Below are 24,428 nucleotides of genomic sequence, written 5' to 3'. Positions count from 1 at the left end.
CAATGGCGTCGATGTAGTGGCGTCGATGTAATGGCGTCGATGCAATGGCGTCGACATAATGGCGTCGACATAATGGCGTCGACATAGCGGCAGCGGAACGGCGGCCGGCCTCGCTCAGCGCCCCCGCACCACCTGCAGCTTCACCTTGCGCCCCTGCCGGTAGGTGAACATCGTCATCGCCGCATTGCGCAGGTCGCCCCTGGCGTCGAAGGCGATTGACCCCGTGACGCCTTCATGGCGCACCTTCGCCAGCACGGGCAGGTAGCGGGCCGGCGCGGTCGATTGCGCCGCCTGCATGGCGGCGGCCAGCACCATCACGGCGTCGTAGGCGTACGGCGCATAGCTTTCCACGGGCAGGGCGAAGCGCGCGCGGTAGCGCTCCGAGAAGGCCGCATGGCTCGCTTCCTGCGGGCCGTCGATGCCGCCGGCCACCACGCAGATCACCTTGTCGTCGCCCAGCGCGTCGCCGGCCAGCAGCGGCAGGCGCTCCGAGCAGATCCCGTCGCCGGACACGAGCCGCGCATCGATGCCCAGCGTCTTCATCTGCTTGAGCATCGGGCCGGCCACCGCTTCCATGCCGCCATAGAAGATCACGTCCGGCTTCTTCGCGCGGATCTGCGTGAGGATCGCGCTGAAGTCCACCGCCTTGTCGTTGGTGAACTGCCGGCTGACGATCGCCTCGTTGCCGGCGATGGCGCGCACGCCCTTGGCGAATTCGTCCGCCAGGCCCTGGCCGAACGCCGTGCGGTCGTCGATGATGGCGATCCGCTGCGCCTTCAGCGCCTTCGCCGTGTACGTGGCCAGCGTGCGCCCGATCAGCCGGTCGTTGGCGACCACGCGGAACGCGGTCTTGAAACCCTGCTGCGTGTAGCCCGGCGTGGTGGCCGCGGGTGAAATCTGCGGGATGCCTGCGGCGGCATAGATTTTCGACGCCGGCACGGTGGTGCCGGAATTGAGATGCCCGACCACGCCGGCCACGCGCGCATCGACCAGCTTCTGCGCGACGGCCGTACCGGACTTCGGGTCGGCGGCATCGTCTTCGGCCAGCAGCTGCCACTGCACTTTCTGGCCGCCGATGACGATGCCTTTCGCGTTCAGGTCGTCGATCGCCAGCTGCGCGCCGTTCTCGATATCCTTGCCCTGGTGCGCGCCGGGGCCGGACAGCGGCGACGCGCTGCCGATCTTCACGACGGTCTGGGCGGAAGCGCTGGCGCCGAGCAGCAGTGTGCCGGACAGCAGGACTGCGGCGGCGATGGCGGCACGGGGCGGCATAGGAGCTCTCGATAGGGAAAGCGCCGATTGTAATGTCGAGCCGGCGGGCGTGGCGCGCGCGAACCCAACCCGCCGCACGCGGCGGTATCCATCCGCGCAAGCCGGGGCGCGTCACGCCAGGTGTTGGCATGGCGCCGGCCTCCCTGTATGCTGCGGCGGCATCATGTACAACCCATCACGAAAGAATCCATGAAACAGCTGCTTTCCTCCTGCGCTCTCGGCCTGGCACTGGCCTTCACGCTGGCCGCCTGCGACCGCGCCAAGACCCCGCCGCCGGCCGCCGCCGCCCCTGTCGCGTTCCAGAAGATCGATCACCCGGCCGGCACCGGCAAGGAAGCGGTCGCCGGCAGCACGGCTGTCGTCAACTACACGGGCTGGCTGCACGTGCCGGGCGCTCCCGAGCAGCGCGGCGAGCAGTTCGATTCCTCGGTCGGGCGCGACCCGTTCAGCTTCCGGCTGGGCGCCGGCCAGGTGATCCAGGGCTGGGACGAAGGCGTGCAGGGCATGAAGGTGGGCGGCAAGCGCACGCTGATCGTGCCGGCCGCCATGGGCTACGGCGAGGGCGGCGCCGGCCCGATCCCGCCGAACGCCAACCTGATTTTCGAAGTGGAATTGCTGGACGTGCGCTGAAGCGTTCAGCGGGCCGCGGCATTGGCGGCGGCCGCGCCGCCGCCCGCTGCACTACTTCCCGTTGCACTACTTCCCGTTGCACTACTTCCCGCTGCACTACTTCCCGACTCTCCGCGCACCTGGTTCCGGCCGGCCTGCTTGGCGTCGTACAGGTGCCGGTCCGCCCTTCCGATCAGCTCTAGCGCGGCAGCGGCACCGGTGGCGTTGCCGCCCTTGCCCGGGTAGAGCGTGGCCACGCCGAGGCTGGCCGTGACGACCTGCGCCGGCGAGTGCTGATGCGGGATGCGCAGCGCCATGATGCCGGCCCGGACCCGTTCGGCGACGGCGATGGCGCCGTCTTCGCCGGTATTCGGCATGATCACGGCGAACTCCTCGCCGCCATAGCGCGCGGCGAGGTCGCCGGTCCGGATGATCTGGTCGGACAGGACCCCGGCCGCCCGCTGCAGGCACTCGTCGCCCGCCAGGTGGCCGTAGTGGTCGTTGAACTGCTTGAAGAAGTCCAGGTCCAGCATGATCAGCGACAGCGGCGTGCGGCCGCGGTGCGCCCGCCGCAGCTCCTGCTCGAGCACTTCGTCGAAGCGGCGCCGGTTCGCCAGTTGCGTGAGCTGGTCCGTGTGGGCCAGCATGCGCAGGTCGACGTTGCGCTTTTCCAGTTCGCCGGAGTACAGCCGCAGCTGCGCGTCGAGCCGGTCGCGGATGGCGATCTGGCGCACCAGCTTCGTCGCGAACGTGGCCAGCATCGCACTGATGAGCAGGACCGCCACGCCGATCAGCATGCTGGAGCGCTTCCAGTCGCCCAGCAGTTCGGCCTTGGTCTGGCCGACCGATACGAGGAATGGGAAGTTTTGCAGGCGCCGGTAGCTGTACAGCCGTTCCACCTTGTCCACCTTGGCGACGAGGAAGGTGGATCCGACCGGCCTTTTCCGCAATTCCTTGAAGATGTTGCCGTTCGATAGGTCCGTACCGATCAGCTTTTCGTCGAACGGCCGGCGGTAGATCACCGTGCCGTCGTACAGCATCAGCAGCACGACGCCGGTCCGGCCGATGTCCAGTTCATCGTAGATGCGTTCGAAGAAGTTCAGCCGCAGCGTGACGAGCGCCACGCCCATGAAGGTGCCGTCGGCGGCGTAGATACCGCGCGACACGGGGATGATCCAGACCCCCGTCGACTTGCTCTTGACGGGCGCGGCGATATGGATTCCCGCGTCCCGGTGGGTGCGGTGATACTGGAAGTAGGCGCGGTCGGCGTTGTTGCCCTGGACCTCGCGGCCCAGCGACGTGGCCAGCCAGGAGCCGTCCGGCCCGTACAGGAACATGCCGTACAGCTCGGGCGTGACCTTGGCCAGCTCGCCGAGGTGGGTCCTCAGCCGCTCGCGCGCCGCCTCGCCGGTGCCTTCGTGCTTGGCGCGTTCGGCCATGTCGGACAGCGCCATGCTGGCCGTCTTCATCGCCGATTCCACCTGGGCGCCGACCATCCGTGCCACGTTCGACGTGGCGACCCGGGTCTGCTGGATCTGCGCCTGCCTGGCGCTCCACATGAACCAGGCGGAAAAGCCGGCGAGGGCGAGGCAGGCCAGCACCGTCGCCACGATCACGAGGCGAATGACGGGGTGCCGCCAGAGGGCGGGCAGGCTGGCATGGCTGTCCGCGTCGAAAGGCGCTGCCGGGTTATCCGGGGTAGGACTCAAGAGTGGCTTCCCTTGGTGAAGTGAGAGCTTGCTGGCTTGGCGAATTGTGCCATCGCGCGGGCGGGACTGTCGCAACGTGCGGAGAAACGCGCGGAGAAACGCCGGGCAGTGGCATGCGCGAAAAAAAACGCCCGGCAGGCCGGGCGCTTTCGGGACGGGAACGCGGATCAGATCGCGCGGCGGACCATCAGTTCCTTGATCTTGCCGATCGCCCGGTTCGGGTTCAGGCCCTTCGGGCAGACGTCGACGCAGTTCATGATCGAGTGGCAGCGGAACAGGCGGTACGGGTCTTCCAGGCTGTCCAGGCGCTGGCCGGTCGCTTCGTCGCGCGAATCGGCGATGAAGCGGTAAGCCTGCAGCAGGCCGGCCGGGCCGACGAACTTGTCCGGGTTCCACCAGAACGACGGGCACGACGTCGAGCAGCACGCGCACAGGATGCATTCGTACAGGCCGTCGAGCTCTTCGCGCTCGGCCGGCGTCTGCAGGCGTTCCTTCTCCGGCGGGATCGAATCGTTGATCAGGAATGGCTTGATCGATTCATACTGCTTGAAGAACTGCGTCATGTCCACGATCAGGTCGCGGATCACCGGCAGGCCCGGCAGCGGGCGCAGGATGATCGGTTCGGACAGTTCGTTCAGGTTCGTCGTGCAGGCCAGGCGGTTCTTGCCGTTGACGTTCATCGCGTCCGAACCGCACACGCCTTCGCGGCACGAGCGGCGCAGGGCCAGCGAATCGTCCACGTCGGACTTGATGCGCTGCAGCGCGTCCAGCAGCATCTTGTCGGTATCCTTCAGCTCGACCGTCAGGTCCTGCATGTAAGGCTTCTCGTCCTTGTCCGGATCGTAGCGGTAAATCTTGAATTTCAGGGTGCGTGCCATGTTTTTCGAGGCCTTAGAAAGTGCGTGCTTTGGGCTTGAAGGTTTCCACCGTCAGCGGCTTGGTGACGACCGGCTTGTACTCCAGGCGGTTGCCTTCGGAGAACCACAGCGTGTGCTTCATCCAGTTCTCGTCGTCGCGGTTCGGGAAGTCGCTGTGCGCGTGCGCGCCGCGCGATTCCTTGCGGGCCACCGCCGAGGTGATGGTCGCCTTGGCCGTTTCGATCAGGTTGTCCAGTTCCAGCGCTTCGACGCGGGCGGTGTTGAAGACCTTCGACTTGTCCTTGAACGACACGTGCTTGCGGCGCTCGTCGAGCTTCATGATCTCGTCGAAGCCGGCCTTGAGCAGGTCGTCGGTACGGAACACGCCGCAGTACTTCTGCATCGTGGCGCGGATATCGTTGGCCACGCCCTGCACCTTCTCGGAACCGGTCGAGGTTTCCAGGCGGTTCAGGCGGTCCATGGCGAAGTCCGATGCATCCTTCGGCAGGTCCTTGTGTTCCTTCTGCTTCAGGTTCGACGCCACCACATGGTTGCCGGCCGCGCGGCCGAACACCACCAGGTCGAGCAGCGAGTTGGTGCCCAGGCGGTTCGCGCCGTGCACGGACACGCAGGCGCATTCGCCGATCGCGTACAAACCGTTGACGATCTTCTGGCCGCCGTCGGCGCTAGGCGCGACGACCTGGCCGTGGATATTGGTCGGAATGCCGCCCATCTGGTAGTGGATCGTCGGCACGACCGGGATCGGTTCCTTGGTCGCATCGACGTTGGCGAACTTGTGGCCGATTTCCAGGATCGACGGCAGGCGCTTCTCGATGGTTTCCTTGCCGATGTGGCGCAGGTCGAGCAGCACGTGGTCCTTGTTCGGGCCCACGCCGCGGCCTTCCTTGATTTCCTGGTCCATCGAGCGCGACACGAAGTCGCGCGGCGCCAGGTCCTTCAAGGTCGGCGCATAGCGCTCCATGAAGCGCTCACCCTGCGAGTTGATCAGGATGCCGCCTTCGCCGCGCACGCCTTCGGTGATCAGGACGCCCGCGCCGGCCACGCCGGTCGGGTGGAACTGCCAGAACTCCATGTCCTGCAGCGGCAGGCCGGCGCGTGCCGCCATGCCCATGCCGTCGCCGGTGTTGATGAACGCGTTCGTGGAAGCGGCGAAGATCCGGCCGGCACCGCCGGTGGCGAAGATCGTCGTCTTCGCCTGCAGGATCATCACGTCACCGGTTTCCATTTCCAGCGCGACCACGCCGATCACGTCGCCTTCGCTGTCGCGGATCAGGTCCAGCGCCATCCATTCGACGAAGAAGTGGGTGCGGGCGCGAACGTTACGCTGATAGAGAGTGTGGAGCAGCGCGTGGCCGGTACGGTCGGCCGCGGCGCAGGCGCGCTGCACGGCCTTCTCGCCGAAGTTGGCCGTGTGGCCGCCGAACGGACGCTGGTAGATCGTGCCGTCGGGATTGCGGTCGAACGGCATGCCGAAGTGTTCGAGTTCATACACGACCTTCGGTGCTTCACGGCACATGAATTCGATCGCGTCCTGGTCGCCCAGGTAGTCGCCACCCTTGACGGTGTCGAACATGTGCCAGAACCAGTTGTCTTCGGCCATGTTGCCCAGCGAGGCGCCGATGCCGCCCTGTGCGGCGACGGTGTGCGAGCGGGTCGGGAACACTTTCGACAGCACGGCCACGTTCAGGCCCGCTTCAGCCAGTTGCAGGGAGGCGCGCATGCCGGAACCGCCGGCGCCAACGATCACCGCGTCGAAGCGGCGTACGGGAATGGAGGATTTGATTGCTGCCACGATTTACACACTCCAGAGGATCTGCACCGACCACACGGCGCACGCGATCAGCCACATGGCCGACGCGGTTTGAATGAGGAAGCGAACACCGACGTTCTTGATGTAGTCCTGGTAGACGGAAACGACGCCGACCCAGGCGTGATAGAACAGGCCGATCAGGGTGGCCAGCGTGAACAGCTTGAACCAGGTCTGCGCGAACAGCCCGGCCCAGCCTTCATACGAGAAGTTGTTCCCGGTGAGGAAAGCGGCCAGCAGCACGACGGTGTACACCACCATCACGATGGCGGTGGCGCGCTGCGCGAGGAATTCGCCCAGGCCGTAGTGGGCGCCGACGACGAGGCGCTTCGGTCCGATATTGTTTTTCATCTCAGAACACTCCGAACAGTTTCAGGGCGACCAGGAAGGTCACCGCCAGGCTGATGACCAGCACGGCCACCGACGTCTTGCGGGCCGAATCCTTGTCCAGGCCGATGTGGGTATCCATCACCAGGTGGCGGATGCCGGCGCAGAAGTGGTGCATGTAGCCCCACACCAGGGCCAGGATCACGAGCTTGCTGAGCGGGTGCTGGGCGATGCCCTGGAAGTGCGCGAACGAAATCTCGGAGCGGATGGATTCCTGCAGCAGGTACAGGATGAAGGGCAGCAGCACGAACAGCAGCATGCCGCTGATACGGTGCAGGATCGAAACGATTGCCGAGAACGGCATCCGGTAATTCGACAGCTCTGTCACGTGGATGTTGCGGAACTCTCGTCGCGCTTTTCTCTGGGTTTCTTGTACAGCCATTGGAGACCTCTCACCTGGTTTTTAAATCCCGCGCGTGACCATGCCCATGGTCAACGCAGGTTGCAAGGCGTGGATTATCGTGAAATGCCGCTATACTGTCCAATATATGAAACGTTTAGAATCCAGATGATAGTCAGATACCGGATCGGAAAATTGTCATGGAATTAAGACGACTCCGCTACTTCGTGGCCGTGGCCGAGGAGGGTAACGTGACCCGGGCCGCGGAACGCCTGGGCATCGGCCAACCCCCGCTGAGCCAGCAGATCCTCACGCTGGAGCGGGAACTGGACGTGCCGCTGTTCCATCGCACCGGCCATGGCATGTCGCTCACCGAAGCCGGCAAGGCCCTGATGGTCGACGCAAAACGGCTGCTGAACGATGCGCAAAGTGCTGTTGCAAATGCGCAACGCGCGGGCCGGGGCGAAACGGGCCACGTTCACCTTGGCTTGACGGCGTCCGCGGCGTTTCACCCGATCGTGCGCGCGCTGATCCGGGCCTTCCGGGCCACCTATCCCGGCGTCGCGCTGACCTTGACCGAAGGCACCACGACCCAGTTGCTGGCCTTGCTGGAAGAGGGCCGGCTCGACCTGGCGCTGATGCGCCCCGGCACTCACTCGTTCGCCGGCATCGCGCTGTACCAGATCGCCAGCGAGCCGATGAAGGTGGTACTGCCGGCCGGCCACCGGCTGGCGAAGAGCCGCCGCATTCCGCTGACGGCGCTGGCCGGCGAAGCCTTCGTACTGATTCCCCGCGAGGAAAGCCCGATGCTGCACGATGAGATCCTGAACGCGTGCCGGCTGGCCGGCTTCGAGCCGGTGCCGGGCCAGCAGGCGCCGCAGCTGTCGTCGGTCGTCAATTTGGTCTCCGCCGAATTCGGCGTCTCGATCGTGCCTGCTTCCGTGAGCCAGATCCGTGCCGAAGGCGTGGTCTATGTGGACATCGCCGACGTGAAGGTCGTCACCAACCTCGCGCTGGCCTCGCGCGACGCCGAACCGTCGGCGAAGGTGGCCAATTTCCTCGCGCTGGCCGACCAGGCTCGGTCGGCCGCGTCGGCGGGGGCGGGCAGCCATGCGGGGAAACGGCGCGGCAAGGCGAGCAACGGAGGACCGGCATGATCGACATCGGACGAATGGCGCGCGCGTTGTGCGTGGCCCTGGCATGCGCGGCACTGCCCGCCGGCGCCGCGCTGGCCCAGGGAAAACTGCGGACCGGTACCATCGGCACGGTGACCTATGCCAGCGGCGGGAACTCGGTGGACGAACGCGCCGCGCTGGAAACGATGCGGGCCGCGTTCAACCTGCGGCTGGCCTTCGCCGTGCACGACACCGGCGCCAAGCTGGGCAATGTCGCGCTGGTGGTCGAGGACGTGCGGCAGGGCCCCGTCTTCAAGCTGGCCGGCAGCGGTCCGCTGGTCTACCTCAAGCTGCCGCCGGGCACCTACACGGTGTCCGCCACGTCGAAGGGCGTCGAGCAGCGGCGGCGGGTCACGCTGGACCGTTTTGGCGAGGCGCGTGAATTGTTTATTTACTGGGTGCCGTGACGCGCTTTTTAGCTGGAATGCTGGCGATGGATCCAGCGCCCGGTTTCTTCCACCGCCATACGCTGGCGGACACTTTTAAATGGGCGCTCACAAGGCAGGGTGAGCCAGCTGACAAAATGATTTGTATTTCTGGATGGCAACAACATACAATCTGTGGTGACAATCCTCTGGAACCGGCCAATATCTGCCATTCATCAGCCATCCAGAATAACCACGGAGCCATGAATGACCAGAAGCTTTATCGTGTCCATCACTGTTGCTGCAGCCCTGGCGTCGACATCCGCCAGCGCTCAGGATACTTTCGACTGGTCGCTCCTCGAAGGCATGTGGGCGGAAAGCGCGCAACACAAATATGGGTGCCGCCAGGATAACCTGCACCAGCATTTCGAGGTGTCAGCCGACCGGAAGACGCTGGTTTTCAGGAACGACCGGAAATGGCGTGTCGCCGACGGGCCGGCGATCGAACGTTATTCGGCATCGATCGTCAGCCAGGCGCCCAACGTGCTTGTCATCCAATATGGTCCGGAGCTGGCGGGCGTTCCCGACGAATATCGCGAGTGGGAAATGCGTTTCATCGGGCCAGGTACCTATCGGTGGCGCGCCACCAGCTGGCCGATGGGCACCTATAACAATGTCATCGGCGTGAAGTGCCAGGCCGGTAATTAATAACTGTCCCCGTTGCTGGAGAGTGCTGATGAAGCGGATTCTTCCACACATCGAGATCGGATTGGACGAAGACAATCGATGCATCGTCGTCATCAAGGACTATGAACTGTTCGATGTCATTTCCGATTATCTCGGCGACGAATGTGACTTGCCGCATGAGTATCAATCGTCGGAACAGCGACCGGGCGGTGAGATTATCACCATGTATTTTCCTCAGTCGGTCGAAGCCGCGGCCGTCGAAGAGTGCCTGTCGAGGCTGTCTCCCGTCGAGATCGAGCGGATTTATCGCCTCAACAATTAGACACTGTGGCTGGCCGTTCGCAACGGAGCGGCAACGGCCGGCCGTGACAAGCGCCTGATGGCCCAGGCCATATCCAGGCTGAGAGGTACGTCAGCCGCCGCCCGTGCAATGCTGTGGTACTTCTTTCGCCAGTTTCATGATGTCAAGCGCTACCCATGCGCCGTTGACTTTCTGTTCGAACTTGTCGAAGCTGTAAACGAACATGGAATCTCCGTTTGCAAAGAACGCCGGGCAACCATAACTGTCACGCGCGATATAGCCTTCAATCATCTTGTCCGGCCATTCCTTGTCAGGATATTTCGGGTGGGCGCGCGCTTCGACACGGGGCTGCCCGAATACGGGATCGTCAGGGCTGTTGGATGTCGATTTGCCGGAATGCCCGAAACCGGGCGCCCGGAGGCCAGCGATCGCGCCAGCCGCCTTGCCCAGGCTGGAAAGGCCTTCGGTCAGGGTTTGCGCTTGTACTGCGTGTTGGGTGGCGCCGGCAATAATCAGTGCCACCAAAAGCGATTTCGTCATTTTCATCAATACCTTCGAGAGATTTCCAGTCACGCGGGGCAGCAACAGCGGGCCGAACATGTGTCAGCGCATGCCACAGTCTGCTCAGGCGTATAGCGCTGTCGAGTATGCCGTCCTGTCCGCGCTCTGTCTGTCAAACTTTGTATTCAGATGTCTGGAATTTTCGATGTCGACGAACGATTCCGGATTCTCGACGATGCGCGACAATATGCCGGCGCAAATGAAGGCAGTGTGGTGGGCTGTAGCCACGTCCAGCAATCAGGGGCGACTCGCTGCCGCCGCCTTGTCCGCCACAGGCTCGCCGAAATCGGGCGTGCCATCCGCACGCCACGCGATCGCCTGCGCGCGGGTATGCCGGTTCGGATCGTTCAGCGAATCGCCGGGAATGTGCTCGTAGCCGCGCGCGTGATAGACCAGGATGTCGGTCTTGCCATCCGGCGTGGTGGTGAACGAATTGTGCCCGGGGCCATACTGGCCGGCGGCCTTGCTGCTGGCGAAGACGGGGCGCGGCGACTTGGTCCATGAGGCGGCGTCGAGCAGGTTCGCGCCGGCATCGGCCGTCAGCATGCCCAGCGCGTAATTGGCATCGGTCGCGCTGGCCGAATAGGTGACGAACACGCGGCCATTCTTCACCAGCACGGCCGGCGCTTCGTTGACGTCGAACTTCACCTTTTCCCACGCGTACTCGGGCGTGGTCAGCAGGGTTGCCGGGCCCTTGATCGACAGCGGCGTATCCATTTCAGCGATATACACGGCCGTCATGTGCTTGTCGGCCGTGGGCGGGCGCTGGGTCCACAGCAGGTAGCGCCGGCCGTCGAGGGCGAAGGTGGTGGCGTCGAGCGCGAACACTTCCCAGCCCGTCTTCAGCTGCCCGCGCTCCTGCCATGTTCCCTCGAGCGGATTGGCCGCGTCGTTTTCCAGCACGTACAGGCGGATATCCAGCGGCGCATCGTCGCGTCCGGCCGTGAAATAGATGTACCACTTGCCATCGATCCGGTGCATTTCCGGCGCCCAGATGTTCCGGCTCATGGGGCCAGTGGCGTGGCTGCGCCAGACAACCTTGCTCTCGCCCTTGCCGATGCCGTTCAGGTCGCGCGCGCGGCGCACCTCGATGCGGTCGTACTCGGGGGCGGTCGCCGTCAGGTAGTAATAGCCGTCGGCCTGCAGCGTCACGTGCGGATCGGCGCGCTGCGGCACGAGCGGATTGTCGAAGACGGGCGCGGCGCCGGCCGGCAACGCGAAGACCAGGGCGGCAATCAGGGGCAGGGAACGGTATGGCATGGGATCGGGAGAGTAGACAGGAGCGGCGAGTGTGCCATCGCCGTCACTGCCCGCGCCAATCACATTTGCCTGCGGAGGGATGCCCGAATCGGTATCCCCACGCCCGCGCCGACGCTGCAAAAGTTATGATTGCGCTATCTTTGTCGCCTGCTTTATGCGAACATTCAGTGCACGGTATATGCACTGTTTGCGCTACCGGCGGTGACCGGAATGGCCCGGCAGGGCCACGACCGTCATCGTGGGAATCACCGTGAGCATCGCCGGCAAGCGCCATCCCGGCATTGCCGTAACCTGGAGAGGAGATCGAATGCAAGCCCAGATTTGCATGGAAAAAAACCGCCGTTCCATTCGTCCGCTGACGGCCGGACTGCTTGCCGGCGCTTTGGCGCTGGCGTGTGCCTTCGCGCCGCCCGCGATGGCGCAGGACGACAAGATGACGCCGATCGCGGCGCCGGCGCAGCCCAACGCGATCGTGCTGGACACCGGGGCGCTGCCCGGTGCGACGGTGCAGGAATCCTGGCACCGGCAGTACGGCAGCGTGTTCGCCCGCAACGTGACCGTGGCCACCCTGACACCGTTCCTGCCGCCCAAGGGCAAGGCGACCGGTGCGGCCGTGATCGTCGCGCCGGGCGGCGGCTTCCGCACGCTGTCGATGAACAACGAAGGCTGGGACGTGGCGCGCGCGCTGGCCGACAAGGGCGTGGCGGCGTTCGTGCTGAAGTACCGCCTGAACCAGACCCCGGCCGACATGCCCGCCTTCGAGCGCGCCATGGCCGAGATGTTCTCGGGCGCCGCCAAGCCGCGGCCGCAGCAGGATCCCGCCGTCGAACTGGCGCCGCAGATCGCCGATGCACGCGCCGCGTTCGCGCTGGTGCGCTCGCGTGCGGCGGAGTGGGGCGTGGACCGCGACCGCATCGGCATGGCCGGCTTCTCGGCCGGTGCCATGCTGACGCTGTCCACCGCGCTGTACGGGCAGGATGCCAAGCCGGCCTTCATCGCCAACATCTATGGCCCGCTGTCGCCGGTGACGCCGCCGGCCGGCGCGCCGCCGCTGTTCGTGGCGCTGGCCGCGGACGATCCGTTCTTCGCCAACGCCGGCTATGGCCTGGTCGACAGCTGGCGCGCGGCCAAGCGCCCGGTGGAATTCCACCTGTACGAGCAGGGCGGGCACGGCTTCGGCATGTATCCGAAGACGACCACCAGCACCGGATGGTTCGACGGCTTCACGCGCTGGCTGGGCATGCACGGCTACCTGCAGCGCAAGAGCTAGCCCGTACGAACCACGGCGGCACCGCTCAAGTTCCTGAGTGAATGGGGCGTGCCGCTGGCCCGCCGCGGCGGCCGGCTCTACCATGCCTGGTTCCAGTCCATGAGAGAGCCGGCATGTCCCACCACTCCAGCCACCGCCGTCACTTCGCCCTGTCGCTGCTCGCCGCGCCGTTCCTCGCATTGCCGGCGTGCGCGACCCTTGGCGACGCCAGGCGCTTCCCGATCACCGGCTTCGGCGCCGTCGCCGACGATCGCACCGTCAACACCGCCGCGATCCAGCAAGCCATCGACCACGCCGCGGGGCAGGGTGGCGGCACGGTAGTGGTGCCGGCCGGCGTGTTCGTCAGCGGCGCGCTGTTCCTGAAGCCGGGCGTGCACCTGCACCTGGAGCAGGGCGCCGTGCTGAAATGCTCGACGGACCTGAGCCATTTCCCGGCGCGGCGCACGCGCATCGAAGGGCACTTCGCGCCGAACTTCAATCCGGCCCTGATCAATGCCAGCGGCTGCGATGGCCTGAAGATCACCGGCAAGGGCACGCTCGATGGCGCCGGCCGGCCCATCTGGGACCTGTTCTGGAAACTGCGCAACGCGGCGCCCGACCCGCACAACTTTGCCAACATCAGCGTGCCGCGCGCCCGCCTGGCCCTGATCGAACGTTCGCGCAACGTGACCGTCGAAGGCGTCACGTTCAAGGATTCGCAATTCTGGAACCTGCACCTGTACCGCTGCCAGGACGTGACGGTGCGGGGCGCGCGCTTCGAGGTGCCGGACGACTACAAGCAGGCGCCCAGCACCGATGGCATCGACCTGGACAGCTGTCAGCGAGTAACGGTCGACGGCTGCTATTTCTCGGTGACGGACGACTGCATCGCCGCCAAGGGCTCGAAGGGCCCGCACGCGCTGCAGGACCAGGACAGCCCGCCCGTCGAGCATATCCGCGTGCGCAACTGCGAATTCCGCCGCGGCCATGGCGTGATGACGCTGGGCAGCGAAGCCACGCTGGTGCACGACGTGCTGGTCGAGAACTGCAAGGTGGGCCCCGGCGTGTCCAACGTGGCTGTGCTGAAGCTGCGCGCCGACACGCCGCAGCATTACGAAAACATCCACTTCCGCGGCCTGACGCTCGATTCCAGCCGCGGCCTGATCGTCGCGATCCGGCCATGGACGCAGTACTTCGACCTGAAAGGCGCCCCGCCGCCGAAGTCGGTGGTGCGCAACATCAGCCTGGTGGACATCAAGGGGCGCTTCGGCGCCTTCGGCAAGATCGCGCCGAACCCGGGCCAGACCGAAATCGCCGGCATCCTGCTGAAGGATATCGACGTGCAGCTGGACAAGGCCTCGCTCGGCGCGACGGGTACCGCCGCCCTGCAAGCGGACAAAGCCTCGCTCGACGCGACGGGCACCGCCGGCCTCCAGCTGGAGAACGTGCGGGTCAACGGCCAGCCGGTCATGCTGTAGCCGGCGCCGGCGGGCCGCGCCAGCGCGGTAAGGAACACTGTTGTATCGGCGTCGCACGGCGCCGAAAAATGCGTGGACAGAAGGGCACGTTTCGGCGACTTGCGCCTTGATAGGGGCTATTATTGCCGCACGGCTACATTCTCCCGGCATTTCCGCCACCCTTACCGACCCATCACATGAACCAACGTCCTACCTGGAGCCGTGCGCTCCTGCCCGTGCTTTGCCTCGCCGCGTGCGCAGGCGCCGCGCAGGCATCCGCCACCGATACCGACAGCGGCATCGAGACCGAGACCGGCACTGGAACCAGCGTGCAGGCGGCGCAATGGACCGCCACCGCCGGCGTCGTGTCGCAGTACGTCTCGCGCGGCATCCGCCAGACCTGGGGCAAGCCGGCCGTGCAGGGCGGCGTCGACTACGTGCGCGCGGATGGCTGGTCGGCCGGCACCTGGGCATCCACGGTGAGCGGCCGCTTCATGGAAGAAGGGCGCGTCGAGTGGGACCTGTATGGCGGCTACAGCGGCAGCGCGGGCGCCATCGGCTACAGCGTGATGGCCTATTTCTATGAATACCCGGGGGCCCGCATGAGCGCCACCGGCGACAAGTTCGACTATGCCGAGCTGGCGCTGGGCGTGACCTGGCGGGCCGCGTATGCCAAGTACTATCGCACCGTCAGCCCCATGTTCTTCGGGATTCCCGATTCCCGTGGCACCGTCTACCTCGACGTGGGCGCCAATCCGGCGCTGGGCGAAGGCTGGACGCTGAACCTGCACGCCGGCGATGGCCGCGTGGCCGGCGCCGGCAACGACATCTGGAACTGGAGCGACGCCAAGGTGGGTGTCACCAGGGACCTGGGCGGCGGCTGGAGCGCTTCCGTGGCGCTGACGCGCGCCTGGGGCCGGACCGATATCTACAAGACCTACACCACCGGCATGCCCGATGCGGCCGGCAACATCCGCCACGCGAACGTGGCCAAGGCAACCGCCATCGTCGGCGTGAGCCGCACCTTCTGACGGAGCGCAGCATGAAGCTATTTCGCAACTTGTCCCTGAATGCCCGCATCGGCATCGCCGCCAGCGGCCTGCTGGTGGCCAGCCTGGCGCTGGTCGCCGGCGTCACCGGTGTCCGCAACAGCAACAGCGCGGAAGCAGCCGCCATGCAGCTCGCGCATACCTCCGCCGCCGCCGCCGCGGCCACGCTGGCGGGACGCATCGAGACCAATTTCGCCGCCACGTCGACGCTGGCCGGAACGGTCGGCGCCACGCTCGGCGCCGGCCGCCACATGTCGCGCGACCAGGTGGACGACGCCGTCCAGGCCGTGCTGCGCAATGCGGAAGACCTGATGGGGTCTTCCGTGACGATGGAACCGAATGCCCTCGATGGCAGGGATGCCGAATTCGCCGGGCAAAAACCCCGTTTCGACGCCTCCGGCCGCTATATGCCGTACTACACGCGCAAGGCCGATGGCGGCATCCATGTCGAACCGATCACCTTCAGCAGTGCCCCCGGGGCGAACGACTGGTATGACGTGCCGATGAAGACCGGCAAGCGCATGCTCACCGAACCGGTGGCCTATCCGGTCAACGGCAAGGATGTGCTGATGGCGTCGCTGATGGCGCCGGTGCTGGTCGGCGGGCAGGTCAAGGGTGTCGTCAGCGGCGACCTGTTGCTGACGAAGCTCGGTGAAATTCTGGCCGGCATGCGGACGGTGGAACAGGGCAGGCTGGCGCTGGTGTCGAACCAGGGCCTGTACGCCAGCCATCCGGACATCGCGCGCAACGGCAAGAAGGCCGACGACATGCCGGCGGCGGCGCTGGCGGCGGTGCGCGCCGGCCAGCCGTACGAATATGAAGTGGACGGCACCGTCAACCTGGTGCAGCCGCTGCGCCTGGCCGGCGGCGTGGCGCCGTGGGCCGTGCGCCTGGCGTTCCCGAAAAGCGTGGCCACCGCGCCGGCGCGCGAGCTGATGATGTACACGGTGATCGCCTCCGCGCTGTGCGCCGCCATCGCGGCCGCCGTGATGCTGTTTACGCTGCGCCGCCTGACCCGCCCGCTGCGCGAACTGGCCCGCACCATGACGCAGCTGGCCGGCGGCAACGCCGACCTGACCAGGCGCCTGGCCGTGACGGGCAACGACGAGCTGGCGGTGATCGGCAACGGCTTTAACGCGTTCGTGGCGAAGATCGAAGCAGTGCTGGCGCGCGTGCGCGACAGTTCGGCCAGCGTGGCCACGGCCAGCGCCGAGATCAGCCTCGGCAACTCCGACCTGTCGGCACGCACCGAACAGCAGGCCAGCGCGCTGGAGGAAACCGCGGCCTCGATGGAAGAACTGACCAGCACCGTGCGGCAGAATTCGGACAATGCCGCGCAGGCGCGCGAGCTGGCCGCCAACGCGTCCGGCGTGGCCGTGCGCGGTGGCGCCGTGGTGGCCGAAGTGGTCGAGACGATGGCGGCGATCAATGCCTCGTCGCACAAGGTGGTCGACATCATCTCCGTCATCGACGGCATCGCGTTCCAGACCAATATCCTGGCCCTGAACGCGGCCGTCGAGGCGGCCCGCGCGGGCGAGCAGGGCCGCGGCTTCGCCGTGGTGGCCAGCGAGGTGCGCAACCTGGCCCAGCGCAGCGCCAGCGCGGCCAAGGAAATCAAGGCGCTGATCGGCGAATCGGTCGCCCAGGTGGAACGCGGCAGCGCGCTCGTGCAAGGCGCCGGCGCCACGATGGACGAGGTGGTGACGAGCGTGCGCGGCGTGGCCGGCATCATCGCCGAAATCGCGGCCGCCAGCGTGGAGCAGAGCGGCGGCATCGGCCAGGTCACGCAGGCGGTCGGCCAGATGGATGGCGTGACGCAGCAGAACGCCGCCCTGGTCGAGGAAGCCGCCGCCGCGGCCGAAAGCCTGCAGCAGCAGGCCGCCACGCTGGTCGCGCTGGTTGGGGAGTTCCGCATCGGCAACTGATTGTGGACGGGGGACCGCGCATGAAGGAAAATACCGCCGACATGCGCAACCAGGAGAAATCATCGTTCCACTATCGGAAATGCCACGCGGGCCCGCCTCGTACGACGGCGGCGCACACCATGCGGCCGGCGTGACCGGCAAGCCGGGTGCGATGTCCGTCAGATCCGCCTCGGCGAAGTAGGCCGGGATGCGCATGGCGGTCCTTCGCTCCAGTATTCTCCCGTGGCTGCTGGCCCTGGCGACGGCATCGGCGCCGGCATCCGCACCGGCCGGGCCGCGCCAGCCCGAATCACGGGTAGCCAATGAGGCAGCCAATGAGGCGGCCCGGCGCTCGTCCCAAGACGTGGCCGCGCCTGCGCCCGCACGCGCCACGCTCCAGAACACGAGCTGGACCCGCAAGGATGGCGCGCCCGCCAATGTGTTTTCCATGGCCCAGGATGGCAACGGCCTGCTGTGGTTTGCCGCTACCGACGGCCTGTACAGCTTCGACGGCGCACGTTTCCTCCGCCAGCGCGCGGTGTATGGCCATCCCCTGCATGCGCAGGCAACCACCGCGGTGACGGCGGTGGGCGAAACGATCTGGGTCGGCTACCAGTTCGGCGGCATCAGCCGCTTCGAGCATGGCGCGGTGCGGCACTACACGGGCAAGAACGGACCGCAGGGCGCGATCTACCATTTCATCCAGCTCCCCGACGGCAGCCTGTGGGCCACCGGCTCGCGCGGCCTGCACCGCTTCGACGGCGAAGACTGGCGACTCGTCACGCCGGCCGACGGCCTGTCGGAAGGCCTGGTCATGTTCCATACCGTGCTGCCCGACGGCAGCATGCTGGTCTACGCCCCCGATGGGATCTACAGGAGCGCGCGCAAGGCCGGCTCCGGCGGGTACACGTTCACCAGGGTGCTGGACGAACCCGGCGTGGATGGGGGCGACCTGTGGAAAGATGGCCAGGTGCTGATCAACAGCCGTGCGCACGGCCTGCGGCTGTTCGATCCCGCCAGCGGCAGGCTGGCGCCATTCCAGCTGCGCAATGGCGGCTTGCCGATGCATACGTATACCGTCGACCATCGCGGCCGACTGTGGGTCAACACGGGCGATGCACTCCAGCTGCTGGATGAAGCGCGCAGGCCGCTGCAGCAGTTCATGCCGGCCAACGGTTTCTCGGGCAAGACCATGACCACGGCGCTGACCGACCGTGAAGGCAACCTGTGGTTCGCCACCGAGAACGGCGTCGATCGCGTGCGCGAACCGCGGCTGGCGACGATCGCGCTGCCCACGGGGCTGACCGGTCCTCCCGGGGTCGTCGCGGGCGATGATGGCGCGGTATGGGTCATCAACTTCCATCATGAGAATGCGTTCAGGGTACCCACCTTCATCGTCGATGCCGATGGCACGCGCCGTGACACCGGCATCCACCGGGTCAGCGCGACACACAGCCAGGCCGACGGCACTCTCTGGTTCGCCGGCGACGGCGGGCTGTGGCGCGTGCGCAAGGGCGAAACGACGCGGGTCGCGCTGCCAGGCGAGCTGGCTGGCCGGACCGTCCAGGCCATTACCACTGGACCGGACGGCGACCTCTGGCTATCCGTGGTGGGCAAGGGCATCCATGCCTTGCGGCGCGGCGCGTGGAGCGCCGGCGGCGGCCACCCCGAATTGGCGATGCCGACCGCGATTTCACTGAGCGCCGACCGGGCCGGGCGAATCTGGCTCGGCTACCCGGATAACCGGATCGCCATGCTGGAGAACGGCGTGGTGCGGCAGTTCGACGGCAAGGACGGTCTCGCCGTCGGCAATACCCTGGCGATGGTGCAGGGGCGCGACCGGTTCTGGATCGGCGGCGACCGTGGCCTGGCCTGGTTCGATGGCAAGCGTTTCGCCGCCCTCGGCGAACGCGGACGGGGATCCTTCTATGGCGTCTCGGGCATCGTCGAGCGTGGCAATGGCGAACTGTGGCTGCACGACACCAGCGGCCTGGCGCGCCTGGATGCGCCGGCGCTTGCCGCCGCGGCCGGCCAGCGCCTGCCCGACGTCGCCGCCGAGCGCTTCGACCACCTCGATGGCCACCGGGGCATGCCCGCCCAGATCAGGCCCTTGCCTTCGCTGGTCCAGGCCACCGATGGCCGCCTGTGGTATGCGACGTCCAGCAGCGTGGGATATATCGATCCCGCCGCGATTCCCCGCAACCCGCGCCCGCCGACGGTACTGATCGGCGCCGTCCGCACGGACGAACGCGCCTATCCGGCCGGCGCGGCACTGGCACTGCCGGCGCGCGTGCCGCGGCTGGAGATCGACTTCACCGCCACGGCGCTGTCGATGCCCGAGCGGGTGCGTTTCCGCTATCGCCTGGTCGGCCAGGACGGCGCCTGGCGCGATGCCGGCGGCCTGCGCCAGGCGGTCTATACGAACCTCGCACCGGGCGCCTACACGTTCGAAGTGATTGCCGCCAACGAGGACGGCGTGTGGAGCCCGCGCCCGGCGAGCGTGGCCCTGTCCATCGAGGCCGCGTTTACGCAAACCCTGTGGTTCAAGCTGGCCTGCGCGCTCGCCGCGGTGGCGGCGATCTGGCTGCTGCACCGCTGGCGCCTGGCCCGGGTCGCCGCGCGGCTGCACAACGACCTGAAAGTGCGCATGCTCGAACGCGAGCGGATCGCCCGCACCCTGCACGACACCTTCCTGCAGAGCGTGCAGTCGCTGGTCCTGCGCATGCATGTGCTGATGCACAAGCTGCCGGACCAGAGTGCCGTGCGGGCGGAAGCGGAGGAGGTGCTGGCGCGCGCCGAGCGCGTGATGGACGAAGGCCGCGACCGGGTCCGGCAGTTGCGGGGACCTGCCGTGCGCGAGGGAAGCCTGGCACAGGCGTTGACGGAGGCGGGGCGCGAGTTCGCGGCATCGGGCGGCACCGGCTTCGTCGCGCAGGTCGATGGGCGCCCGCCGGAACTGGCACCCGAGGTCGAGGACGAGTTGTTCACCATCGGCCGCGAAGCGCTCGCCAACGCCTTTCGCCACGCCGCCGCCGCCAAGGTCGCCTTGCAGCTCGACTACCGCGGCGGCATGTTGCGCCTGGCCGTCATCGACGACGGTTGCGGCATCCCGCGCGACATCCTTGCGCGCGGCGCGCGGGCAGGGCACTGGGGCTTGCCCGGCATGCGCGAACGGGCCCACCTGGCCGGCGCCTCCCTGGAGATCGACAGCACGCCGCGCGGCACCACGGTCCGCGTCACCATGCCGCTGGCGGCCGGCACGCCGGCGCGCGACCTGCATACCGCCTGACAGGAGGGTCCGACCATGCATACCACTTGCCACTGGTCTTGAAGCGGTATCACTGCTAGCATGTCCCAACGATAACGAAGGGGACAGGCATGCAGCAGATGAGCATCGACAACCTCGGCGCGCCGGTGCGCCATTCGACACGGGAGGTGGTGGCCGGCATGCTGTTCGTGGGGCTGCTGTTCTTCATCCTCGGCTTCGTCACCTGGCTCAATGGCTCGCTCGTGCCGTTCCTGAAGATCGTCTGCGACCTGAACAACTTCCAGGCCTTGTGGGTGACCTTCGCCTTCTACATCGCCTACACGGTGATGGCGCTGCCGTCCGCCGCGGTGCTGCGCCGCACCGGCTACAAGCGGGGCATGACGCTGGGCCTGGGCATCATGGGCGTGGGCGCGCTGCTGTTCATCCCGGCCGCGCACAGCACGCGCTATGAACTGTTCCTGGCCGCGCTGTTCACGCTGGCCACCGGCATGACGCTGATGCAGACGGCCATCAATCCCTACATCGTCTGCCTCGGCCCGCGCGACAGCGCCGCCATGCGCATCAGCATCATGGGACTGTTCAACAAGGGCGCCGGCGTGGTGGTGCCGCTGATCTTCACGTCGCTGATGCTGGCCGACATCGACCGGTTTTCCCATACCGCCATGGCCACGCTGGAGCCGGCCGCGCGCGAGGCGATGCGCGCCGCGCTGGCGCAGCGGCTGGTGTTCCCGTATGCGTGCATGGCGGCGCTGCTGTTCGCGATCATGGTCTTTATTCATTTCTCCAGCCTGCGCGATATCGCCCCCGAGGAAGATGAACCGGCCGCGCCGGCGGAGGGGGCGGCGCGGCCCGGGCAGGTGGAGGCAAAGGGCGGCGTGCTGCAATTCCCCCAGCTGGTACTGGGCGCGCTGGCGCTGTTCGCCTACGTGGGCGTGGAAGTCATCGCCGGCGACACCATCGGCCTGTACGGCCATGAGCTGGGCGTCGCCAACTTCGGCGTGCTGACGTCGTACACGATGGTGTGCATGGTGCTCGGCTACCTGGTCGGCGTGGTGGCGATCCCGCGCTGGCTGTCGCAGCAGCGCGCGCTGCTGCTGTCGGCGGTGGCCGGCATCGTGTTCACGATCGGCGTGGTCACCGGCTCCACCCAGTCCGGCGGCATCGCCGAAGCGCTGCTCGGCTGGGCCGGCATCGCGCCGGTGCCGGATACCGTGATGTGCCTGGCACTGCTGGGCATGGCCAATGCGATGGTATGGCCGGCCATCTGGCCGCTGGCGCTGCAGGGCCTGGGGCGCCATACCGCCAGCGGCTCGGCGGTGCTGATCATGGCCATCTGCGGCGGCGCGGTGCTGCCGCTGCTGTATGGCTACCTGTCCGACCTGGCCACGCCGCGTGCCGGCTACTGGCTGCTGCTGCCGTGCTATCTGCTGATCCTGTGGTATGCCGCGAGCGGCCACAAGCTGCGCAGCTGGCGCTGAACCGAACAACAATGCACCGGGAGACACGCTTGGGTAATCGAACGAAGGCCTGGGGCAGCGCCCTGGCCGCGCCGCACTGGCTGGCGATGCTGGCAATGCTGGCATCCTCATCTGCAACCTCATCTGTAACCTCATCTGCAACCTCGTCGGCAACCGTGGCGGCAGCGCCCGCACAGGCCGCGTCCGCGGCGGCGCCGGACAGCGCGGCCAGTGCCGCCAGGCTGCAGGTGCGCTGGGAACTGCAGCGCAACGTGTTCACGGAACAGGCGCCACGCGGGCGCACGCAGGCGCGGCTGATCGTCACCAACAACGACAGCCGGCCGTTGCCGGCGCGCGGCTGGACGCTGTACTTCAACAGCATGGATGCGCTGGAGACCGGCGCCGTGGGCGGCGGCCTGGTGCTGGAACAGGTCGCCGGCGGCTACTTCCGCCTGCTGCCCGGCGACGGCTTTGCCGGCCTGGCGCCGGGCCAGTCGCTGGAAGTCGGCCTGCTGTACCCGTACCGCATCGTCAAGCTGGACAAGGCGCCGACCGGGCCGTACCTCGTGTACGACACCGCGCCCGATGTGGGCTTGCCCATTGCCGACTACGCGCTGTTGCCGGTCACGCGGCCGGAGCAGGTCAGTACGGGCAACGACAATACCACCGGAACCACCGGCCCTAAACCGCTGGTCACGCCGGCCGACACGTATCGCCGCAATGCCCGTGCCGACCTGCTGCCCGTGGCCGCCGTGCCGCCGGTGCTGCCGACGCCGTTGCACATGCAGCCCGGCACCGGCAAGCTGCGCCTGGCGGGCAAGCCGGCCGTGAGCGCGCCGGCCGCGCTGCGCGGCGAGGCGGCGCTGGCGCGCGATCTGTTCGGCGCGGGCGGCGCTCCCCTGAAACTCGCTTTAGGCAAGGTGGAAGGGCAGGCATCGCCCGAAGCCTACCGCCTGGTCATCGATGCCAGGGACGGCATCGCCATCACCGGCAACAGCCCGGCCGGCGTGTTCTACGGCCTGCAGACGCTGCGCGACCTGATGCCGCTGCCCGGCACCGCCGATCCGGCATTGCCCGAAGTGGCGATCACGGATGCGCCGCGCTTCGGCCACCGCGGCCTCATGCTGGACGTGGCGCGCAATTTCCACGGCAAGGCCACGGTGTTCAAGTGGCTCGACCTGATGGCGCGCTACAAGCTCAATACCCTGCATTTCCACTTGACGGACGACGAGGGCTGGCGCCTGGAAATCGCCGGCCTGCCGGAACTGACGGCGATCGGCGCGGTGCGCGGCCACAGCACGAAACCGGGCGTGCGGCTGCAGCCGGCCTACGGCTCCGGCCCCGATCCGCGCGATGCGGCCGGCAGCGGGCACTTCAGCCGCGCCGACTACCTCGACATCCTGCGCTATGCGAAAGCGCGGCACATCGACGTGATCCCGGAAATCGAGATGCCCGGCCATGCGCGTGCCGCCGTGCAGGCGATGGAAGCGCGCTACCACCGGCTGAAGGCGGCGGGCGGCAAGGATGCGGCGAAATACCTGCTGCACGACTTCGATGACCGCTCCGTCTACAAGTCGCCGCAGCTGTACAACGACCACGTCATCAATCCCGGGCTGGAATCGAGCTACACCTTCATCGCCCACGTGGTGGCGGAAGTCGTCAAGCTGCACCGCGCGGCCGGCGTGCCGCTGCGCACGATCCACATGGGCGGCGACGAACTGCCCGACGGGGCGTGGGAAAAGTCGCCCGCCAGCCTGGCGCTGATGCGCCGGGAAAAGCTGGAGACCAGCGCCGACCTGTGGGACTACTTCTACGACCGTGTCGACGGCATCCTGAAGCGGCACGGGCTGTTCGCCTCCGGCTGGGAGGAAATGGCCGCGCGCAAGACCACGCTGGCCGGGCGCCACAAGCTGATCCCGAATCCCCGGTTCACGCAACGGGGCTTTTCCGCCTATGTCTGGAACAACAAGGAGGGTGCCGAGGACCTGGCATACCGCCTGGCCAACGCCGGCTACGATATCGTGCTGGCGCCGGTGACGAAGATGTACATGGACATGGCGCATAACCAGAATCCCGAGGAGCCCGGCGTCAACTGGGGCGCCTATGTGGAACTGGACGACGTGCATGACTTCATCCCCTTCGATTACCTGAAGAACGCGCCGGACAAGGCGCGCATCGGCAAGGATGGCTTGACGGACTACGGCAGGCGGCGCGTGCGCGGCATGGAGGCTACGCTGTTCACGGAAACGGTGCGCGACCCGGCGCGCATCGATTACCTCGTAATGCCGCGCCTGCTGGCGGTGGCCGAGCGGGCCTGGGCGCCGGATCCGGCGTGGGCCACCGAGGCCGATCCGGCGCGGGCCGCGGCGTTGCACCGCGGCGCGTGGTCCGGCTTCGTCAATGCGCTGGGCCAGCGCGTGCTGCCGCGCCTCGACCTGGAACGGGCCGGCGTCGACTACCGCATCGCGCCGCCCGGCCTGCTGGTCGAGGATGGCCGGGTGCTTGCCAACCACGTGCTGCCCGGGCTGGCGCTGCGCTACACGAGCGACGGCAGTACGCCGACCGCCGCCAGCCGGCTTGTGACCGGGCCGATCGCCGAACGGGGCCTCATCAAGGTGGCCGCGTTCGACCGGAACGGCCGGCCGGGGCTGGTGGCCAGCGTGGAAAACCGCTGACCGCCAGCCGGACGATCC

At 67.0% G+C, this 24,428-nt stretch carries 20 protein-coding genes; 12 read left to right on the top strand and 8 right to left on the bottom strand.

Translation table 11 applies throughout. The features are described 5' to 3' along the window. Positions 1 to 114 precede the first annotated feature (114 nt). Positions 115 to 1,272 carry a branched-chain amino acid ABC transporter substrate-binding protein gene (locus tag EYF70_RS16815; RefSeq protein ID WP_131146431.1) on the bottom strand — a complete coding sequence of 386 codons (1,158 nt, stop codon included), beginning with the start codon at positions 1,270 to 1,272 and terminating at the stop codon, positions 115 to 117. Positions 1,273 to 1,461: 189 nt separating this feature from the next. On the opposite strand from EYF70_RS16815, the gene EYF70_RS16810 reads away from it, so the two are divergent. Continuing rightward, positions 1,462 to 1,902, top strand: coding sequence for an FKBP-type peptidyl-prolyl cis-trans isomerase (locus EYF70_RS16810; RefSeq protein ID WP_131146430.1), 441 nt, complete (start codon positions 1,462 to 1,464; stop codon positions 1,900 to 1,902). A gap of 5 nt (positions 1,903 to 1,907) precedes the next feature. Here the strand turns inward: EYF70_RS16810 and EYF70_RS16805 are convergent, their stop codons facing one another. The 5 genes from EYF70_RS16805 to sdhC form a co-directional block, all read right to left on the bottom strand. Beyond that, the gene (locus EYF70_RS16805) at positions 1,908 to 3,590 is read right to left on the bottom strand and encodes a GGDEF domain-containing protein (protein ID WP_229420419.1); all 1,683 of its coding nucleotides are present in this window, start codon (positions 3,588 to 3,590) and stop codon (positions 1,908 to 1,910) included. A gap of 167 nt (positions 3,591 to 3,757) precedes the next feature. Further along, positions 3,758 to 4,468, bottom strand: coding sequence for a succinate dehydrogenase iron-sulfur subunit (locus tag EYF70_RS16800; RefSeq protein WP_131146429.1), 711 nt, complete (start codon positions 4,466 to 4,468; stop codon positions 3,758 to 3,760). 13 nt (positions 4,469 to 4,481) lie between these two features. Further along, the gene (gene sdhA / locus EYF70_RS16795; protein ID WP_131146428.1) at positions 4,482 to 6,260 is read right to left on the bottom strand and encodes a succinate dehydrogenase flavoprotein subunit; all 1,779 of its coding nucleotides are present in this window, start codon (positions 6,258 to 6,260) and stop codon (positions 4,482 to 4,484) included. Between the two features lie 3 nt (positions 6,261 to 6,263). Further along, complete coding sequence (gene sdhD, locus EYF70_RS16790; RefSeq protein ID WP_130184892.1) at positions 6,264 to 6,626, bottom strand: succinate dehydrogenase, hydrophobic membrane anchor protein; 363 nt, start codon at positions 6,624 to 6,626, stop codon at positions 6,264 to 6,266. A gap of 1 nt (position 6,627) precedes the next feature. Beyond that, positions 6,628 to 7,044: a succinate dehydrogenase, cytochrome b556 subunit gene (gene sdhC / locus EYF70_RS16785; protein ID WP_131146427.1), complete on the bottom strand. Its 417-nt coding sequence runs from the start codon at positions 7,042 to 7,044 to the stop codon at positions 6,628 to 6,630. Between the two features lie 158 nt (positions 7,045 to 7,202). On the opposite strand from sdhC, the gene EYF70_RS16780 reads away from it, so the two are divergent. From EYF70_RS16780 to EYF70_RS16765, 4 genes are all read left to right on the top strand, one after another. After that, complete coding sequence (locus EYF70_RS16780) at positions 7,203 to 8,159, top strand: LysR family transcriptional regulator (protein WP_131146426.1); 957 nt, start codon at positions 7,203 to 7,205, stop codon at positions 8,157 to 8,159. Next, positions 8,156 to 8,584: a hypothetical protein gene (locus EYF70_RS16775; RefSeq protein WP_131146425.1), complete on the top strand. Its 429-nt coding sequence runs from the start codon at positions 8,156 to 8,158 to the stop codon at positions 8,582 to 8,584. Before EYF70_RS16780 ends, EYF70_RS16775 begins: the two co-directional genes overlap by 4 nt. 225 nt (positions 8,585 to 8,809) lie before the next feature. Beyond that, the gene (locus EYF70_RS16770; protein ID WP_131146424.1) at positions 8,810 to 9,250 is read left to right on the top strand and encodes a hypothetical protein; all 441 of its coding nucleotides are present in this window, start codon (positions 8,810 to 8,812) and stop codon (positions 9,248 to 9,250) included. 28 nt (positions 9,251 to 9,278) lie between these two features. After that, positions 9,279 to 9,551: a hypothetical protein gene (locus EYF70_RS16765; RefSeq protein WP_131146423.1), complete on the top strand. Its 273-nt coding sequence runs from the start codon at positions 9,279 to 9,281 to the stop codon at positions 9,549 to 9,551. A gap of 90 nt (positions 9,552 to 9,641) precedes the next feature. On the opposite strand, the gene EYF70_RS16760 is transcribed toward EYF70_RS16765, so the two are convergent. Then, on the bottom strand, positions 9,642 to 10,130 hold the full coding sequence (locus tag EYF70_RS16760) for a hypothetical protein (RefSeq protein ID WP_131146422.1): 489 nt from the start codon (positions 10,128 to 10,130) through the stop codon (positions 9,642 to 9,644). Between the two features lie 198 nt (positions 10,131 to 10,328). Then, the gene (locus tag EYF70_RS16755) at positions 10,329 to 11,351 is read right to left on the bottom strand and encodes a glycoside hydrolase family 43 protein (RefSeq protein WP_131146421.1); all 1,023 of its coding nucleotides are present in this window, start codon (positions 11,349 to 11,351) and stop codon (positions 10,329 to 10,331) included. 307 nt (positions 11,352 to 11,658) lie between these two features. On the opposite strand from EYF70_RS16755, the gene EYF70_RS16750 reads away from it, so the two are divergent. From EYF70_RS16750 to EYF70_RS16720, 7 genes are all read left to right on the top strand, one after another. Beyond that, positions 11,659 to 12,621, top strand: coding sequence for an alpha/beta hydrolase (locus EYF70_RS16750; protein ID WP_131146420.1), 963 nt, complete (start codon positions 11,659 to 11,661; stop codon positions 12,619 to 12,621). Positions 12,622 to 12,734: 113 nt separating this feature from the next. Beyond that, complete coding sequence (locus EYF70_RS16745; protein ID WP_165497700.1) at positions 12,735 to 14,078, top strand: glycoside hydrolase family 28 protein; 1,344 nt, start codon at positions 12,735 to 12,737, stop codon at positions 14,076 to 14,078. Positions 14,079 to 14,254: 176 nt separating this feature from the next. Next, the gene (locus EYF70_RS16740) at positions 14,255 to 15,088 is read left to right on the top strand and encodes a TorF family putative porin (RefSeq protein WP_131146418.1); all 834 of its coding nucleotides are present in this window, start codon (positions 14,255 to 14,257) and stop codon (positions 15,086 to 15,088) included. A gap of 11 nt (positions 15,089 to 15,099) precedes the next feature. Beyond that, on the top strand, positions 15,100 to 17,031 hold the full coding sequence (locus EYF70_RS16735) for a methyl-accepting chemotaxis protein (RefSeq protein WP_131146417.1): 1,932 nt from the start codon (positions 15,100 to 15,102) through the stop codon (positions 17,029 to 17,031). 193 nt (positions 17,032 to 17,224) lie between these two features. Continuing rightward, positions 17,225 to 20,299, top strand: a complete 3,075-nt coding sequence (locus EYF70_RS16730) for a sensor histidine kinase (RefSeq protein WP_131146416.1) — start codon at positions 17,225 to 17,227, stop codon at positions 20,297 to 20,299. An 89-nt stretch (positions 20,300 to 20,388) separates the two neighbouring features. Beyond that, positions 20,389 to 21,756, top strand: coding sequence for a sugar MFS transporter (locus EYF70_RS16725; protein ID WP_218943686.1), 1,368 nt, complete (start codon positions 20,389 to 20,391; stop codon positions 21,754 to 21,756). A 29-nt stretch (positions 21,757 to 21,785) separates the two neighbouring features. Then, a complete protein-coding gene (locus EYF70_RS16720; RefSeq protein ID WP_229420418.1) occupies positions 21,786 to 24,410 on the top strand; it encodes a family 20 glycosylhydrolase in 2,625 nt (874 codons plus the stop codon). Positions 24,411 to 24,428: the final 18 nt, after the last annotated feature.

It is taken from the genome of Pseudoduganella albidiflava (assembly GCF_004322755.1).
In the GTDB taxonomy this organism is placed as follows: Bacteria; Pseudomonadota; Gammaproteobacteria; order Burkholderiales; family Burkholderiaceae_D; genus Rugamonas; species Rugamonas albidiflava.
This window is presented reverse-complemented; position numbering and strand designations above follow the sequence as displayed.